Source organism: Sodalis sp. RH20, assembly GCF_047324205.1.
Taxonomy (GTDB): Bacteria; Pseudomonadota; Gammaproteobacteria; order Enterobacterales; family Enterobacteriaceae; genus Acerihabitans.
Map to the genome: position 1 here is coordinate 4,964,728 of NZ_CP178733.1, position 17,029 is coordinate 4,981,756.

General features: G+C 57.9%; 9 protein-coding genes. 4 read left to right on the top strand and 5 right to left on the bottom strand.

What is annotated here, in order from left to right; translation table 11 throughout:
* Positions 1-7 precede the first annotated feature (7 nt).
* Genes bcsB through ACL2XM_RS22640 form a run of 4 tightly spaced genes read right to left on the bottom strand, consistent with a single transcriptional unit; the run spans position 8 to position 6,310 of the window.
* The gene (bcsB, locus tag ACL2XM_RS22625) at positions 8-2,536 is read right to left on the bottom strand and encodes a cellulose biosynthesis cyclic di-GMP-binding regulatory protein BcsB (RefSeq protein ID WP_413731646.1); all 2,529 of its coding nucleotides are present in this window, start codon (positions 2,534-2,536) and stop codon (positions 8-10) included.
* Between the two features lie 20 nt (positions 2,537-2,556).
* Positions 2,557-4,656: a UDP-forming cellulose synthase catalytic subunit gene (gene bcsA, locus ACL2XM_RS22630; RefSeq protein ID WP_410013023.1), complete on the bottom strand. Its 2,100-nt coding sequence runs from the start codon at positions 4,654-4,656 to the stop codon at positions 2,557-2,559.
* A 17-nt stretch (positions 4,657-4,673) separates the two neighbouring features.
* Positions 4,674-5,477 carry a cellulose biosynthesis protein BcsQ gene (gene bcsQ, locus ACL2XM_RS22635; RefSeq protein ID WP_410013024.1) on the bottom strand — a complete coding sequence of 268 codons (804 nt, stop codon included), beginning with the start codon at positions 5,475-5,477 and terminating at the stop codon, positions 4,674-4,676.
* Positions 5,468-6,310 carry a hypothetical protein gene (locus ACL2XM_RS22640; protein WP_413731647.1) on the bottom strand — a complete coding sequence of 281 codons (843 nt, stop codon included), beginning with the start codon at positions 6,308-6,310 and terminating at the stop codon, positions 5,468-5,470. Before ACL2XM_RS22640 ends, bcsQ begins: the two co-directional genes overlap by 10 nt.
* A gap of 805 nt (positions 6,311-7,115) precedes the next feature.
* On the opposite strand from ACL2XM_RS22640, the gene hmsP reads away from it, so the two are divergent.
* The 3 genes from hmsP to ACL2XM_RS22655 all read left to right on the top strand — a co-directional run bounded on the left by hmsP (position 7,116) and on the right by ACL2XM_RS22655 (position 12,375).
* Positions 7,116-9,122: a biofilm formation regulator HmsP gene (hmsP, locus tag ACL2XM_RS22645; protein WP_410013026.1), complete on the top strand. Its 2,007-nt coding sequence runs from the start codon at positions 7,116-7,118 to the stop codon at positions 9,120-9,122.
* Between the two features lie 220 nt (positions 9,123-9,342).
* Positions 9,343-10,617, top strand: coding sequence for a dicarboxylate/amino acid:cation symporter (locus tag ACL2XM_RS22650; RefSeq protein WP_410013027.1), 1,275 nt, complete (start codon positions 9,343-9,345; stop codon positions 10,615-10,617).
* A gap of 273 nt (positions 10,618-10,890) precedes the next feature.
* Positions 10,891-12,375 carry a M16 family metallopeptidase gene (locus ACL2XM_RS22655; protein ID WP_413731648.1) on the top strand — a complete coding sequence of 495 codons (1,485 nt, stop codon included), beginning with the start codon at positions 10,891-10,893 and terminating at the stop codon, positions 12,373-12,375.
* A gap of 95 nt (positions 12,376-12,470) precedes the next feature.
* Here the strand turns inward: ACL2XM_RS22655 and ACL2XM_RS22660 are convergent, their stop codons facing one another.
* Positions 12,471-13,412 (bottom strand): sugar kinase, encoded by a 942-nt coding sequence (locus tag ACL2XM_RS22660; RefSeq protein ID WP_413721671.1) that lies wholly within the window; start codon positions 13,410-13,412, stop codon positions 12,471-12,473.
* A gap of 252 nt (positions 13,413-13,664) precedes the next feature.
* On the opposite strand from ACL2XM_RS22660, the gene ACL2XM_RS22665 reads away from it, so the two are divergent.
* Positions 13,665-16,118 carry an AsmA family protein gene (locus ACL2XM_RS22665; protein WP_413731649.1) on the top strand — a complete coding sequence of 818 codons (2,454 nt, stop codon included), beginning with the start codon at positions 13,665-13,667 and terminating at the stop codon, positions 16,116-16,118.
* The last annotated feature ends 911 nt before the right edge of the window (positions 16,119-17,029 follow it).

Below are 17,029 nucleotides of genomic sequence, written 5' to 3' on the forward strand. Positions count from 1 at the left end.
GATACGGTTATTTGTTCGCGCTATTGGCCAGGCGTTTAGCCGCATGCCGCGCCAGCAGAACGTAAATACAACTTCCTATCAGTACCGCGAACACCAGGCCGCTTAAGGAAAGGAAAATAATATGCTGATTGGCGTACCAGATTATCATCATGTACCAGGGCATCTCCCCGCTGGGGAACTGGCTGCCCACGGTAAAACTTTTTACGCCGTTTTCCGCATTGATCACCGCTATATCGCCGCGAACGCCGGCATTAATGGCCGGTACCTGTAAATCAGCGTTAATATGCGACAACTGATCGCTGTCGGTGGCCGTGGCCAGTACCACTACCCGTTTGCCGGCCCAGGGCGAGGCGAAACTCAGGAATCCCCGCCAGGCGTCGGTGGAGGCCAGATAACGGTCCGCTTCCACGCCCTGACGGAAAAAACGCCCGGTAAAATAGCCTTTCAGGCGGGCGGTAAGCGTCTCTTCCTTGACCGACAGCAGGCCGTTGCGCATTTCATACGGCGAACCGGCCAGCAAATCGCGCACCAGATCGGTCTGCTTAAGCGAGGCGAAGGCGAGAATATCCTTATCCGCCAGGGGAATGCCGCCGGCGGCATGGTCTTGCAGGCCCAGGCGTACATCCACATGATTGAGGGCGATGCCGGTGGCATTGCCGGCGCGGGCGGCCATCGCCAGCAGCGTGGCGATTTCACCGGCCTCCGGTTTGGCGGGCAGCAGCATCACCGTTTGGGAGAAATCCGCCAGCCGGCTAAAGGGAAATGACGCGCCGACGTAATAGGACAGGTTGGGCAATAGCGTAAAATGGTGAGTCCGGCTCAGGTCGATGGTTGAGTCCGGGTCGATGCGGCTTTTGATATTATTGCTGGTCAGCAGGCTGCAGGGCGCGTCGGCCTTAGGCTTCAGGGCGAAATAAAATTCCATTTGGTTATCGCCGTAAATCAGATAAGGCGCCAGCTGCAGGGTAAAGGTTTCCTGGCGGGTATCGCCGCCCAGCTTGCGCCAGGCGGTTTCCACCAGCCCGTGCTTATTGACCGGTAAACTGTGCAGGAAGGTGCCGTTAAGCGTAATGCTCAATTGCGACGAATCTTCGTCTATCCAGTTTTCGGTCGGAAAGCGGTAATCAATTTTTACCGGGATGAAATCGCCATCCCACATAAACAGATCCGGGGCGGCGCGAAAGCCGATGCGTATGCCGTCGTGATACAGGCCGTTGGCGGTCAGCGATTCCGGGTTTTGCGCCAGATCCTTCAGATAGACCGGCTTGGTGGTGTCAATCCAGCGCGGCGCGTCGTAGGGCTGGCGTAACGGGATAGTCTGGTTCTGCACCTGGATGACATCCTGCCTGGCCGGCAGCGGCGACGAAATCAGGCGATAGGCGGCCTGGCGCATTTCATTACCGTTGCGCCCCACCACCAGCAACAGCTTATACACCGGATTGAGCGGATTATCGATCATCTGCAGCGTGGGGCCGGTTACCTGCGGCAGGGTGATATCGGCGATTTTATCGCCGGGCTGGCCGAACAGGATGCCGTTTTGCGCCGGCAGCTCGTTCAGGTGCACCGGGAATTCCATATTACGGTAGCTGGACAGCAGGCCAAAATAGGACGCCAGCATGCTGGCGGCCGCCACCGCGTCGGATTTGACCGTCTGGCCGAAGATAAACGCCACCGACGAGCCCTTCATCGACAGCGGATCGTAAAACGGGCGCGGGAAATGGCTTAAGTCGCGGCCGATATCCAGTATCTGGCTGCTCAACTGCAAATGGCTGGTGGGCAGGACGGTCACCCAATATTTATCCGACAGATCCCGCTCGCACGTCAGGGTATTGTCGTCATTCACGCTAAAGCTAAGGTTGTTGTTACTGACAATCATCGCCGCCGGAATATCCAGCTCATAGACATTATCCGTGGCGCTGGCCTGGCTAAGCGCCACATTGCCCAGTTCCTGGCCGTTGAGCATCAGGCGCAGGCTGGTGTCCCGCGCGGCCAGGGCCGGGGAGACTTTCAGCGCCAGGTATAGCCGGGCGGTGGTCGCCACCTGATCGCGGGGCAGGGTAAACACAATGCCGGACTGGAGCTGGCCGCCGCTCAGCGTGAGGCCGTTCGGCTGGCCCATGCCGGCAACACTGATAGTGTCATCGTTGAGGGGGGTCACCTGCGCCAGTTGGCTATCCACGCCCTGGCCCGGCGCGGCGGCCTGCGGCGCCACGCTTATTACCGGCGGGGGAAAATCCATCGGCAGGCCGCCGGCAGGTGTGCCGACGGCGCTTGCGGTTGGTGGCGCGCTGCCATCGGCCGCCGCGCCGGCACCGGTTGCCGCCGGGTCGGCGGCCGGGGATTGGCGCGTATCGTCAGCGGACTGGGCGCCCGCGCCGCCAGTATCCTGCGCCGCCGGAAGCGGCGGCAGGTGATAAACCGGCGCGGCCTGCGGATCGGCGGCAAAGGCCGCCCCGACGCATGCCGTGGCGCCGAGGCCGCCCAAGGCGGCGATCAGTAATACACAATGGGCTATCTTCCTGATACGAAATGGCATGCAATTTTTTCCGCGTGAGCTTAGGTCGCTTCGCCAGGTCCTGCGGACTTGGCATTCTTTCTTTTTTGGCCGCGCTCTTTCCAGGTGTTGTAAAAGAGCTCGAAGACGCAGCGGACAATGCTGGCAAATGAGTGCAGCGGCCGATCTTTCGGATAGGGCGGCACAATCCAGGCATCCGCGCGTGCCAGCACCACGCGCACCAGCTCACGTCGTTTTTCCAGCGGCATCGCTTCGAACATCAGGCGAATAACGCTGGCGTCGGCACCAATCAGGCTTACCGGGATACAGACCGCGCCGGACTGCAGCCGCAGTTCCACTTCCTCGATGCGATCGGTTTGATAGCGGTCGTCGGGGGTTACCAGCTTCATCCCGCCCATGGAGAGGTCCAGGGTTTCGGTGCGCACCGAAATACCGCTGGCGTAGTGGATAATGGCCGGGATGCTGACATCGATACGGATGGTCTTGCGGATCTGGCGCGTTTCCTTGGCCACCGCAATCGCCGCCAGCAAAATGATGACGCTCAGGGACGCCCAGACGATATTGAGCAAAATCACCCGGGGATCGACGTTAAAATAGTCATGCATGACCGCGCGCACCACCCCGGCGGCAATACCCATGCCCAGAAGCACCGCCACGATCAGATGGGGTTTGACGATATGGAAATCAAAGAAGCCGACATCCAGTAACCCGCCTTTATCGGTGACGTTAAACTTACCGTGCCGGGGGGAAATCAGGGTCAGCAGGGTGGGGATAATCAAATGGAACGCCATGGTCGTTTCGTAAATTTCACCCCAGAAGGTATAGCGGAAACGCCCGTTCATGCGGGAATTGATATAGATGGCCAGGAACAAATGCGGCAAAACATAGGCAAATATGGCGCTGGCGGAAGAGGCGATAATATTTTGGTTAAACAATAAATACGCCAGCGGCGCGGTCAGGAACGCCACGCGCGGCAGGCCGTATTGGAAATGCAGCATGGCGTTGAGATAACACAAACGCTGTTGCCACTTGAGGCCGCGGCCGAATAACGGATTGTCCAGACGAAAAATCTGGGTCATGCCCCGCGCCCAGCGGGTACGCTGGATAACATGCAGCCCCAGGCGCTCGGTGGCAAGACCCGCCGCCAGCGGAATGGACAGAAAGGCGGAGTTCCAGCCCAGCCGCTGCAGCTTCAGCGCGGTATGGGCGTCCTCGGTGACGGTTTCCACCGCGAATCCGCCGATTTCTTCCAGCGCGCTGCGCCGGATCACCGCACAGGACCCGCAAAAAAAGGTGGCGTTCCAGTTATCGTTGCCTTGCTGCACCGGCCCGTAGAACAGCGCGCCTTCGTTGGGGATATCGCGCGCCGCCGACAGGTTGCGCTCGAACGGATCGGGAGAATAGAAGTGGTGGGGCGTTTGGATCAGCGCCAGGCGATCGTCAATCAAAAAGCTGCCCACGGTGGCCTGCAGGAAACCACGGGTGGCGACATGATCGCAGTCGAATACGCAGATAAACTCGCCTTTGGTCACGGTCATCGCATGGTTAAGGTTGCCGGCCTTGGCATGCTTATTATCGTTACGGGTGATATAACCCACCCCGGCATCGGCGGCAAACACCGCGAATTCATTGCGTTTACCGTCGTCCAGAATATAGATTTTCATCTTGTCGCGCGGGTAGTCGATACACTGCGCCGCAAGGACGGTATCACGCACCACGTCCAGGCTCTCGTTATAGGACGGGACGTAGACATCCACCGTCGGCCAGGTGGCCGGGTCGTCCGGCATAGGTTCAATTTTGCGCTTTAACGGCCAGGTGGTTTGCAGGTAACCCAGCACCAGGATAACCCAGGCATACATTTCGGCAATAAACAGGCCGATCCCCAATACCGCTTCAATCACCGAATTAAAGTGCAGCGTTTCGGTAGCGCGCCAATAGATATAGCGGGTGGACATCAAAAAAGACATCACTATCATGATGACGCTGATTAAATGGCTTTTACTTACGCCCAGCAGCAACATCAGTCCGATACTGAACAGGCCGAAGATGTATTGTTTGTCGCTGTCCATCGGCGTGATGATGATAAGCACGGCAACAGGCAGTAACAGTAAAAGCAGTATAGAAAATAGAAACTTATTCATGCCTGTTCCTGTGCTTATTATTTGATGCCGTGATTAGGCATGGCATAAAACTCGCCATCGCCCACTTTCACGCCGACAATGGCGGCGACTTTTTTGCTGATGAGTTCTATATCGAACGCGGCGGCGGACACCGGGCTGAATTCAATGATTGAACGCTGCGACGCGTTGGCTTCGGGTACGCACTCATCGCGGTGTATGGTGCCTAATAACCGGTCGCCCAGACGCTGTTCAAAAAACTGCGATACGTCGCGGCTTAAGTTGCGGCGCATATCGCTTTGATTAACCACATAATATTCCCCAAGGCGGTTATTCATCGGCGCGCCGAGGAATTTGTGGTTTTCCATTTGCGGTAATAAGGAAAGCGAGGCGGTATCCGCCAGCATGACCACAATGTGCATATCCGCGAAGGGTTGCACGGCTTTTAACGCCGCCACCGGGCCGGGAGGAAAATCGGCGATGACCACCAGGCCGGGGTAATTTAATACCGTGTTTAATCCGCGCAGCAGGAAATGCGGATCGCGGCTGATGGCGTTTTCAAACGCCAGACGCTGTTCTTCCTCCACCTCGCCATAGGGCAGGACAAACAGATTGGCGTCGGCTTTCAGGATAAACTGACTCCAGTCCACGGCGGTGGTGGCCTGTGCCACGTAGCCGCGGGTATCGGAAATCGGTACGCCGAAATGCAGCCGCAGCGCGTTTTGCACATCGAAATCGATAACCAGCACCTTGCTGCCGCTGCGGGCCAGGGCGTAGGCAAGATTGGCGCTGACGGTTGTTTTACCCACGCCGCCCTTCGGCGAACAGACACAGACTAACGGCATAACGCAATATTCTCTAAAAGAAGTGAAAGGGGCGTATCCCGACCCGACGGCATTGCCGATGACTGGGATTTCCGGTTAAACAGACCATTAAAGCGCATGGTACCGGCGGCATTGGCCGGCGCCCGGACCGATGACGCCGCCGTAGAAGACGTCCGGGCGGGTTGGTCATGCCGCGCTGCGTCAAAGAGCGATGCCGCGGCGGGGCGGCCGTGTTGCCCGGCGTCGAAAAGCGATGCCGCGGCGGGGCGGCCGTGTTGCCCGGCGTCGAAAGGCGATGCCGCGGCGGGGCGGCCATGTTGCCCGGCGTCGAAGGGCGATGCCGCGGCGGGTTCCTGTGACCGCGTGGGCACGGCGGCGGGCGGAGCGGCAAATTCCTGCTGTATGGCGTTAAGAAACGCGGCGCCCGCGGGCGCATTGCCGTCCTGGGGCGTGGCGACGGGCGCCACGGGGCCTATCGCCGGCAGCGCCTTGCCGACCGCGCTCATCAGGGGGGAAGCAAAAGACTCCGCCGCTGTTGAGGCCTGCGGCTGATAGTGGGCGTTTATGGCGCCAATGTCCCGATTAATATTTCCGCCCGCGCGCGGCTGCTGGGCCGCCAGCGGTTGCCCCAGCGGCGATGCGCTGAATTCTTTATCCGAGACGGGAGCGGGGGTGGGCTGTGTGGGGCGCCCCTGCTCCAGGGGATGAAAAGGTTCATCGGCCGTGGCCACTTGTTTTATAATCGCCCAGTTATGCGCGGTAATATTAGGATTGCTTTCAGCGATTTCTTTATAATCAATGCCTTCCATATTGAGTTTTTCTTTAAACCGCTTAATATCATCGTAATTATTCATTCCTACCTCACCGGATAAATTTGCGCGACCACTCTGCGGACCGCATTATCTTATGAACAAGACGGCGCCCGCGGGTTATGTTAGGGATGGTAATGGGCCTCGAGCCTGGCACAATGAAATGAATGAGAAGGTCCTCAAGACAAACTAATACAAGTTTCAATTTTTTACAAAGTTAAATCAAATGAAACACATTGAGCTGCGGTAAAATTATAGTCCCGTCTTGAGTGCCGAAGCAGTGAAAATGTAAATCTTCAACGCCGGCATGGGGCGGCTATGAATAAAAGCGATAGCCTGGGAAATGCCATTATCCTCTGCTCATGCTATCCCATTCGTGATGCCTGCGAAAAATTATAAAGAAAACGTAATGTCTTGTTAAAATAATGGCATTTCAAACTGCAACAAAACTGATGTAAGGCGCTGATTGCATTTTACACAGCTGTTGTTCTTCACGCCAGCGCCGCAACGTCAGGGATGCGCGGGGATTAATGCCCTATCTACCCCACCGGCGCGCGCCAGGACCGCCATGAATCAGAATATTCCTAGGTAAAACGTCGTCATTATAACCGAGTGTCGCCGATAAGCGTTAAAGAGACGAAATGCCTGTTTTAAAAAATAAAACCCGGCGTGAGATAGTATATATTAGTATGCACAAAATCGCTCTGCGGCCCGCCCGGCAACTTTTGCTGCCCGAATCGCGAAAATATGCGCTGTCCTTCGTCATGGCCGGGGCCGGGGTGAGCCGGGTAACCGTCCGCCGGGTTAGGGAGCGTAACGGGTCGAGCTGAAAAACGCCTTGGAGAACAGTTTGCGGATCAGACGTTCATTAACGATTAAACAAATGGCTACGGTGTCAGGCGTGGCGCTGGTGACTATTTGCATTTTCATTGTGATCCAGCTGTTCCATTTTGTGCAGCAGCGCCGTGAGGATTACGCCCAGCAGCTGCAAAATATAGCCATGTCGGTGCGTCAGCCTTTATCCAGCGCGGTATTAAAGGGAGACGTGCCGCAGGCCGAGCGGATTCTCGCCACCCTGAAGCCGGTGGGCATCCTGAGCCGGGCGGATGTGGTGCTGCCGGATGATTTCCAGGTGCTGCACGCGGATTTTCCGCCGGAGCGGCCGGTGCCGGCGCTGATAGAGCGCCTGTTCCGGCTGCCAGTGGAAATCTCGGTGCCGCTGTACGCGCTTCCGCGGCCTTCGCATCCACGGGCCCTGGCGTCGCTGGTATTGCAAGCCGACTCCTACCGGTTGTACCAGTTTATCGCCAGCGCGTTTTCCACCATGATGTCCACCTATCTCCTGCTGGCGCTGGTGCTGACGATTGCGATCACCTGGTGTATTAACCGCCTGATGGTCCATCCCCTGCGTGAAATCGCCCGCAGTCTGGAAACGCTGCCGGCGCAGGACATTCCCCGCCACCAGCTTTCGCTGCCGGATATGCACCGCGACGACGAGCTTGGCGTGCTGGTGCGCAGCTATAATCGCAACCAGCAGATACTGGCCGGCATGTTCGACGATCTTAACCGGCTGTCGACCCGCCATGCCGAGACCGCGCTGCCGAATAAAAACCTGTTTACCGCCATGCTGGATTCGCGCATGGCCCTGTGCCGGGATATGCAGCAATATTGCCTGCTGGTCATCAGTATCAGCACGCTACAGGAAGCCACCGGCATTCTTACCGAGGCGCAACGGGGCATCCTGCTGATGACGCTGACCCGGCAGCTTAAGCGGCACCTTAACGATCATCGTTTTCTCGGCCAGCTCAATCACAATGAATTCGCGTTGTTCGATCACGGAATCCAGAACGCTTACGAAGGAATGCAGCTGGCGCAGGGCATCATGAAAAGCATTAATGCCCCCCTGGCCATCGGTAGCCTGTCGCTGCGTCCCGCCGCCAGCATCGGCATTGCCCTGAGACTGCGCAACGACGAGTCCGCGCATCAACTGCTGCGGCGCGCCACGTCCGCCATGATGCTGGCCCATGACAACGGCAAAAACCAGATCTTATTCTTCGAGCCCAAGCTCACCGCCATGGTTCACCGGCGCATGACGCTGGAAAGCACCATCCTGGAAGGCATAGAGCAGGAACGCTGCGCACTGTTCTTCCAGCCGCAGGTGGATATTCGCGACCGGCGGCTGATTGGCGCGGAGGTCTTGCTGCGCTGGCGCCAGGATGACGGCAGTTACTCGCTGCCGTCGGATTTCATCAGCGGCGCCGAAGAAATCGGCGCGATGGTGCCGCTGGGCAACTGGGTCTTGGAAGCCTCCTGCCGCATTCTGGCGCAATGGCGTAAACGCGGTATCCATCTCCAGCTGGCGGTGAACCTCTCGGCCAAACAACTGCAGGAATCCAATCTGGTGCCGTTTCTCAAAGTGCTGCTGGCCCGCTACGAGATCGCGCCCGCACAACTGGTGCTGGAAATCACCGAGACCGCGCGCATTACTGAATTCGAGCACTCCCTCGGCCTGCTGCGGCAAATGCGCGAGCTGGGGATTTTGATTGCGCTGGATGACTTCGGCATGGGCTACTCCAGCCTTTATTATCTGGACCGGTTGCGCAACCTGCCCATTGATTTGCTGAAAATCGACCGGAGTTTTATCGAAAAACTGCCGGAGGATTTGGTGATGCTGCGTATTGTCAGCGCCATTGCCGAGGTGCTGTCGCTGCCGGTTATCGCTGAAGGCGTGGAAACCCAGGCGCAGCTGCAATGCCTGCTGGATCATAACATCAGCTGGGGACAGGGCTACCTGTTTTCCGAGCCTCTGCCCCAGGAGGATTTCGAGCAGCGTTTCCTGCATCTCGCCGCCGTTTGATCGCCGGTGCGGCCGTGTGCCGCTTCCCATGGCCGGTTACTATAGTTTCTAAAGTCCAACTGAAGCGTTTCAATTCTAATTTCTCTCCGTTGCCTGCCGACAACCCCCGCGCGGTGGTGTATTGGTATTTCGAGATATGTAATTCATTATCAAATCATTAATATCCTTGCTACATATTCAACCCACTTAAACGCGTATAACTAATGAATAAGGTTGGCGTATGACATTCAACCCGTTTAAAAGCCTTTATCTTCAGGTCCTGGTGGCCATTGCGGCAGGGATCCTGCTCGGGCATTTCTATCCGGAACTGGGCGCGGACATGAAACCCCTGGGCGATGGTTTTGTTAAATTAATCAAGATGATCATTGCACCGGTTATCTTTTGTACCGTGGTCACCGGTATCGCGGGCATGGAAAGCCTGAAAGAGGTGGGCCGCACCGGGGCGGTGGCGCTGCTGTATTTTGAGATCGTCAGCACCATAGCGCTGATTATCGGCCTGATTATCGTTAACGTGGTGCAACCGGGCGCTGGCATGAATATCGATCCGGCCACCCTGGATGCCAAGGCGGTGGCGATCTATGCGCAGCAGGCCGAGCAGCAGGGACTGGTGGCGTTTCTGATGGATATCATCCCGGCGAGCGTAATCGGCGCTTTCGCCAGCGGCAATATCCTGCAGGTGCTTCTGTTCGCGGTGTTGTTCGGTTTCGCCCTCCACCGCCTGGGCGAAAAGGGCCAGGTGATTTTTAACGTTATCGACAGCTTCGCCAAGGTGATTTTCGGCATTATCAATATGATCATGCGCCTGGCGCCGATAGGCGCATTCGGGGCCATGGCCTTTACCATCGGCAAGTATGGCCTGGGGTCGCTGATACAGCTGGGGCAGCTTATCGCCTGTTTCTATCTGACCTGCATCCTGTTCGTGGTGGTGGTGCTGGGGCTGATTGCGCGGGTCACCGGCTTTAATATCTTCCGTTTTATCAACTATATCAAAGAAGAACTGCTGATTGTGCTCGGCACCTCTTCTTCCGAGTCGGCGCTGCCGCGCATGCTTGATAAAATGGAGCGCGCCGGCTGCGAAAAATCGGTGGTGGGCCTGGTGATCCCCACCGGCTATTCCTTTAACCTCGATGGCACGTCCATCTACCTGACCATGGCGGCGGTGTTTATCGCCCAGGCCACCAATAGCCATATGGACATCATCCATCAGGTGACCCTGCTGGTGGTATTGCTGCTGTCAAGCAAGGGGGCGGCGGGCGTCACCGGCAGCGGCTTTATCGTCCTGGCCGCGACCCTGTCGGCGGTCGGGCACCTGCCGGTGGCCGGGCTGGCGCTTATCCTCGGCATTGACCGGTTTATGTCCGAGGCCCGCGCGCTGACCAACCTGGTGGGCAATGGCGTCGCCACTATCGTCGTGGCCAAGTGGTGTGATCAACTGGATGAAAAACAGCTGAACGCGGTGCTTAAACCCACGAAAACGGCCGCCTCCGGAACCTGATCATTTCCTGCTGTTTTTGCCCCCCTTTTACCGGCCGATGCATGGCGATACGGCCGGTAATGCCCTGTTACGCCTATTTTTATCTCGTTTATACCCCAGGCGGTACTATTTTATGCCGTGCCGTGACATCCGCAAAGGTCTGCGGTCTAACAACATGGTACACTTTGCGCCACGCTTTTTTCCGACGGAAAAAGTACTAATCGATGGAACGCACGGTAAACCGTCTGAGTGAGATTACATATTTTAATAGGCAGTTATTGAGTAGGGGTTCACATGCAGGGCACCGGAATTCGTCTTTTCATGAGTGGAGTGTTACTGGCGACGGTGGGTGGCAATGTTCAGGCAGAAGCATTACAACCCGATCCCGCCTGGCAACAGGGTAAACTCAGTAATGGCTTCTCCTGGCAAGTGTTGGCAACACCGCAACGGCCGAACGATCGTATTGAATTACGCTTAATGGTGAATACCGGTTCGCTGGCTGAAAACGCGCAGCAGACCGGTTTTGCGCGCCTGCTTCCGCGCCTGGCGTTGACACACAGTGAAAACTTTTCCTCCGCGCAGCTGAAATCACTCTGGCAACAGGGCGTGGACCGCGAACGTCCGCAGCCTCCGGCCGTCATCTCCTACGATTACACGCTTTACAGCCTGAGCCTGCCCAACGGCCGCCCCGAGCTGTTGAAAGAGGCGCTGAAATGGATGATGAACACCGGCGGCCATTTAACCATTAATCCCACCACGCTGCATGCCGCCCTGGAAGGGGCCGATCCGGTGGCGACCGCCCCCGCCAATGCCGGCAGCCCCTGGTGGCATTACCGCCTTAAAGGGTCGGTCTTGCTGGCCCACGATCCGAGCCGGCAGGCGGCCGCGCCGGTGAGCGGCCAGCAGTTGCAGCAATTCTATCAGCGCTGGTATACGCCGGACGCCATGACGCTGTATGTGGTGGGCAACGTCGACAATCGCGGGCTGAACGAGCAGATCGTCAAAACGTTCTCATCGCTGAAGGGCAAGCGCGATACGCCTTCCACGCTGCCGGCGTTGTCGCCGCTGGTGGCACAGCCGGTCAGCCTGATGAGCGAGGACGCCAAAGAAGATAGCCTGAAGCTGGTATGGGATACTCCCTGGCAGCCTATCCGCGATTCGCGCTCCCTGGATCGCTACTGGCGCAGCGATCTGGCCCGCGAGGCGCTGTTCTTGCATGTCCAGCAGGCCATGCAAGACAGCAACCTGAAGCAGACCAACCTGCGTTTCGATTGTAATGTGCATTACCAGCGCTCCCAGTGCGCCGTGCATATGGACACCGCCATGGACAACCTGGCGGCCGCGTTGACCTTCGTTTCCCATGAGCTGGCGAACCTGCGCAATAACGGCCTGAGCAAGGCGGAGTTCGACGCGCTTATGGCGCGCAAGACCGGCGAGCTGGGCACGCTGTTCGCCACTTACGCCCGTACCGATACCGACATATTAATGAGCCAGCGTCTGCGTTCACAGCAAAATGACGTGGTGGATATCGCGCCGGAGCAGTACCAGAAGCTGCGCAACGCGTTTTTGTCTAAGCTGACGCTGCAGATGCTTAATGAAGAGTTGCGCTCGCAGCTATCGCAAAACGCCACGCTGGTGCTGATGCAGCCCAAGGGCGAGCCGGAAATGAATATGAAGGCGCTGCAGGAAACCTACGAGCATATCATGGCGCCGGGACCGCAGCCGGCAGCCGTCGATGAGAGCAAACCGGAAGTCACGGATATCCCGCCGCCGTCTTGATGCGGGCTGGGCGGGGCTGGTTTCAACGCAATAACGGCGGGCATGATGGCGGCGATAGCCAGGAAAGGGCATTCGCCGCCTCACGCATCATGGGCTTATGCAGGTATTGCGGGCATTGCGTCGCGTGGAATGATGGCGCCGCGATATTGGATCACCGTGCTGGCGGTCAGGTGGCCGCATTTGGCCGCAGAGACCGCGTCGCCGCCGGTCAGGCGCACCGCCAGATAGCCGGCGCTGAACGAGTCGCCCGCGGCGGTGGTATCGACCACCTTGTCCTTCGGCAGTTTGATCGCCGGCACGTCCAGCAGTTCCCCTTCCCGGGTCGTTACCAGACAGGACTCGGCGCCGCGTTTGATGACAATTTCCTGCACGCCCCAGCCGCGGGTGCGCTTAATGACCTCGTCCACCGGCTGTTTGCCCCACAGCATATCTTCATCGTCCAGGGTCAGGAAGGCGATATCGGTGTGGGTGAGGATATCCCGATATGCGCTTTGGGTTTCTTCCCTGCTCGCCCACAGGCGCGGACGATAGTTATTGTCAAAGATGACCTTGCCGCCGTTATCCCGGCAGGTTTTCAGCAGCGCCAGCAGGCGCTGGCGGCTTTCGGCGCTGAGGATGGCGATGCTGATGCCGCTCAAATAAAGATAATCAAAACCCGCCAGCTCCCGGCAGATACGCTCTGAATCCGCGCTTTCCAGCCAGTAGCGCGCGGCGGCTTCATTACGCCAGTAATAGAAGGTGCGCTCGCCGGTGGCGTCGGTCTCGATATAATATAAGCCCGGCAAACGGTTATCCAGGCGCTGGATAAGATCGGTTTTCACCCCTTCCTGCCGCCATGCGCCGATCATGTCTTCACTGAAGGTGTCGGTGCCGAGCGCGGTGACGTAATGTACGTCCAGCTCGCCCGAGGTGACCAGCCGCGCAATATACACCGAGGTATTGAGGGTATCGCCGCCAAACCCGCGTTTAACATCGGTGCCTTTTTCGGACAGTTCAATCATGCATTCGCCGATAACGGCAATGTTTTTGGTTGTCATTTACTGCGAGCCTGTATGAATAAAGTGAATAGAAAGGGGTTAACGCACTTAGTCTCACTAGATTGGTCGCCGCCGTCAATAGCACTGAAACGTTGTTTTAATTTTTCATGACTTAGATCGCGCCCTGCGGGGGCCCTTGTGCAGGGATAATCACTATTTTCAGTAACAAATTCAATCATTATCCTGCCTCAGGTCCGAAATCCTCAACTATGATTAATGACATAAGGCCGTTTAATGAGGAATGTTATCACCATGACCCGGACGAAAAAGGCGATCTTAGGCATTGTATTATTTTTAGTGGTGGTATTGATTGCCATCGTTATTTTTATCGCCACCTACGATCTGAATCGCCTGAAGCCCACGATCAATGAAAAGGTTACCGCCGAGCTGCACCGGCCCTTCGCCATTAACGGCGACCTGGGCGTACAGTGGTCGCGCCAGCGGGACGAGGCGGGATGGCGGGCATGGATCCCCTGGCCGCATCTGCATGCGGAAGACGTGGTACTCGGCAACCCGCCCGACGTGCCCGGGGATTATACCGCCCGGCTGAAACGGGTGGAGGCCAGTCTGTCGCCGCTGGCGTTGCTGCATAAGGAGATCTACCTCCCGCGCATTACTCTTTTCAGCCCCGACGCCGCGTTAAAGCGTTTGGCCAACGGTAAGAACAACTGGACCTTTAACCTGGCCAACAGCGATCAGCCGCAGCAGGACACGCCGCCTTCCGCCTGGTCATTCAAGGTGGACGATATTGCCTTTGACCAGGGGAAAATTGACTTTCTCGACCCGATAACCAAGGCCGACATTCATATGACGGTCAATCCGCTGGGCAAGCCTATCCCTTACGCGGAGCTGGCCGGCGCCAGCACCAAGGATAATACCACCCGGGGCGACGCCTCCAGCGCGGGCGGCGACAAAACGGCCAAGGCCGATGATACCTCGGCCAAATCTGGCGGCGATGATAAAACGGCCAAGGCCGATACCGCCGCCAAGTCCAGTGGTGATGAAAAAACGGCCAAGGCCGATACCGCGGCCAAGTCCAGTGGTGATGATAAAACGGCCAAGGCCGATACCGCCGCCAAGTCCAGTGGTGATGAAAAAACGGCCAAGGCCGATACCGCGGCCAAGTCCAGTGGTGATGAAAAAACGGCCAAGGCCGATACCGCGGCCAAGTCCAGTGGTGATGAAAAAACGGCCAAGGCCGATACCGCGGCCAAGTCCGGCGGCGATGAAAAAACGGCCAAGGACGATACCGCCGTCAATCCGGATGGCAGCGGCGCGGCGCGGCGTACCGACGACTATATCTTCGGCTGGAAGGTGACGGGGAAATATAACAACGAGCCCCTGAGCGGCGACGGTAAAATCGGCGGCATGCTGGCGCTGCGCAGCGCCAGCCGGCCCTTCCCTTTGCAGGCGGACGTGCGCTCCGGCGCGACCCGGGTCGCTATCCAGGGGACGCTGGAAGATCCGATGAACCTGGGCGGCCTGGATTTGCGGCTGCGGCTGGCGGGCGATAACCTGGGGGATCTGCATGCCCTGACCGGTGTCGTATTGCCGGATTCACCGCCGTATTCAACGGACGGGCACCTGATTGCCCATTTCCAGGGCAAGGAGGCCGGGCATTATCGCTATGAGAAATTTAACGGCAAAATCGGCTCAAGCGATATCCACGGCACGCTGGAGTTCGTGCAGGGTAAACCGCGACCTTCCCTGACCGGGGAAGTGGTGTCGAATGAACTGCGCTTTGCCGATTTGGGGCCGCTTATCGGCGCAGATTCCGGCACGGAAAGCGGTAAGCAGAAAGCCAAAACCCAGTCGGTACAGCCGGCGGATAAGGTGCTGCCCTACGATAAATTCGATACCGCCAAGTGGGATACCATGGACGCGGATGTGAAATTCACCGGCAAGCGCATCGAACACGGCAAAAATCTGCCAATCAGCGATCTTTATACCCACGTTAAGCTAGATGACGGCGTGCTGCTGCTTGACCCGCTGCGTTTTGGCATGGCGCGCGGCAACCTGAATTCCACTATTAAGCTTGAGGGCAACAAGACGCCGATGCGGGGCCGGGCGGATTTGCACGCGCGCGGACTGCAGCTTAAGGCGTTGTTCCCCGACGTGGAAGCCATGCGCAGCAGCATGGGGCAGTTGAACGGCGATGCGCAGTTTACCGGCACCGGTAATTCCGTGGCCGCGCTGTTGGGCAGCGCCAATGGCGATGTGCGTATTCTGATGAACGACGGCGTTATCAGCCGTAATCTGATGGAAATCGCCGGCCTGAACGTGGGTAACTATGTGGTCGGCAAACTGTTTGGCGACGAACAGGTGAAGATTAACTGCGCGGCGGCGGACCTGGGGGTGCGTAACGGGTTGGCTACGCCGCGCTTGTTTGTGTTTGATACGGAGAATGCGGTCATTAATATTGCCGGCACGACTAATTTTTCCAGCGAACGGCTGGATTTATCCATCAATCCGGACAGTAAAGGGATGCGTATCGTGACATTGCGCTCGCCGTTGTATGTGCGCGGCACCTTTAAGAACCCGGACGCCGGGGTAAAACCCGGCCCGCTGATTGCGCGCGGGGCGGCGGCGGTGGCGCTTGGCGCGGTTCTGGCGCCGGCGGCGGCGCTGCTGGCGTTGATTTCGCCCAGCGGCGGTGAAGAGAATCAGTGCGGTCCGATTTTGCAGGAAATGAAAAACAAAAAATAACAGGGCGGCACGCTCTCCCTTTAATATGCCGAGTGGAGATTTTGCGATCGCGGTCCTGATGCGTGATGGGGCTGATGCGGTCCGGCAATATTGGCCGCCCCGGGAAGTAAATGTCGCGCTGTTTATGTCGCCTCGTTAGGGGCTTCGTTTGCGGCTGGCGGGGCGATTTATGTCGCCGCGGTGTGAGTTTCGCTTGTCGTGTGCGGGGCGATTTATGTCGCCGTGGCGGAGGTTTCGCTTGTCGTGTGCGGGGCGATTTATGTCGCCGTGGCGGAGGTTTCGCTTGTCGTGTGCGGGGCGATTTATGTCGCCGTGGCGGAGGTTTCGCTTGTCGTGTGCGGGGCGATTTATGTCGCCGTGGCGGAGGTTTCGCTTGTCGTGTGCGGGGCGATTTATGTCGCCATGGCGAAGGTTTCGCTTGTCGTGTGCGGGGCGATTTATGTCGCCATGGCGAAGGTTTCGCTTGTCGTGTGCGGGGCGATTTATGTCGCCGTGGTGGAGGTTTCGCTTGTCGTGTGCGGGGCGATTTATGTCGCCGTGGCGAGGTTTCGCTTGTCGTGTGCGGGGCGATTTATGTCGCCGTGGCGGAGGTTTCGCTTGTCGTGTGCGGGGCGATTTATGTCGCCGTGGCGAGGTTTCGCTTGTCGTGTGCGGGGCGATTTATGTCGCCGTGGCGGAGGTTTCGCTTGTCGTGTGCGGGGCGATTTATGTCGCCATGGCGGAGGTTTCGCTTGTCGTGTGCGGGGCGATTTATGTCGCCGTGGCGGAGGTTTCGCTTGCCATGCGTCGGGTTGCTTTATGTATTGCCGGGTGCCGGCAAGCGACAAAGAGGCCGTAGCGCGACGGCCTCCTTGACCTCCGCGCGCCCGGCAGGTCGCGCGTCGCTGCGCGATGCCTTCCGCCGCCCATGC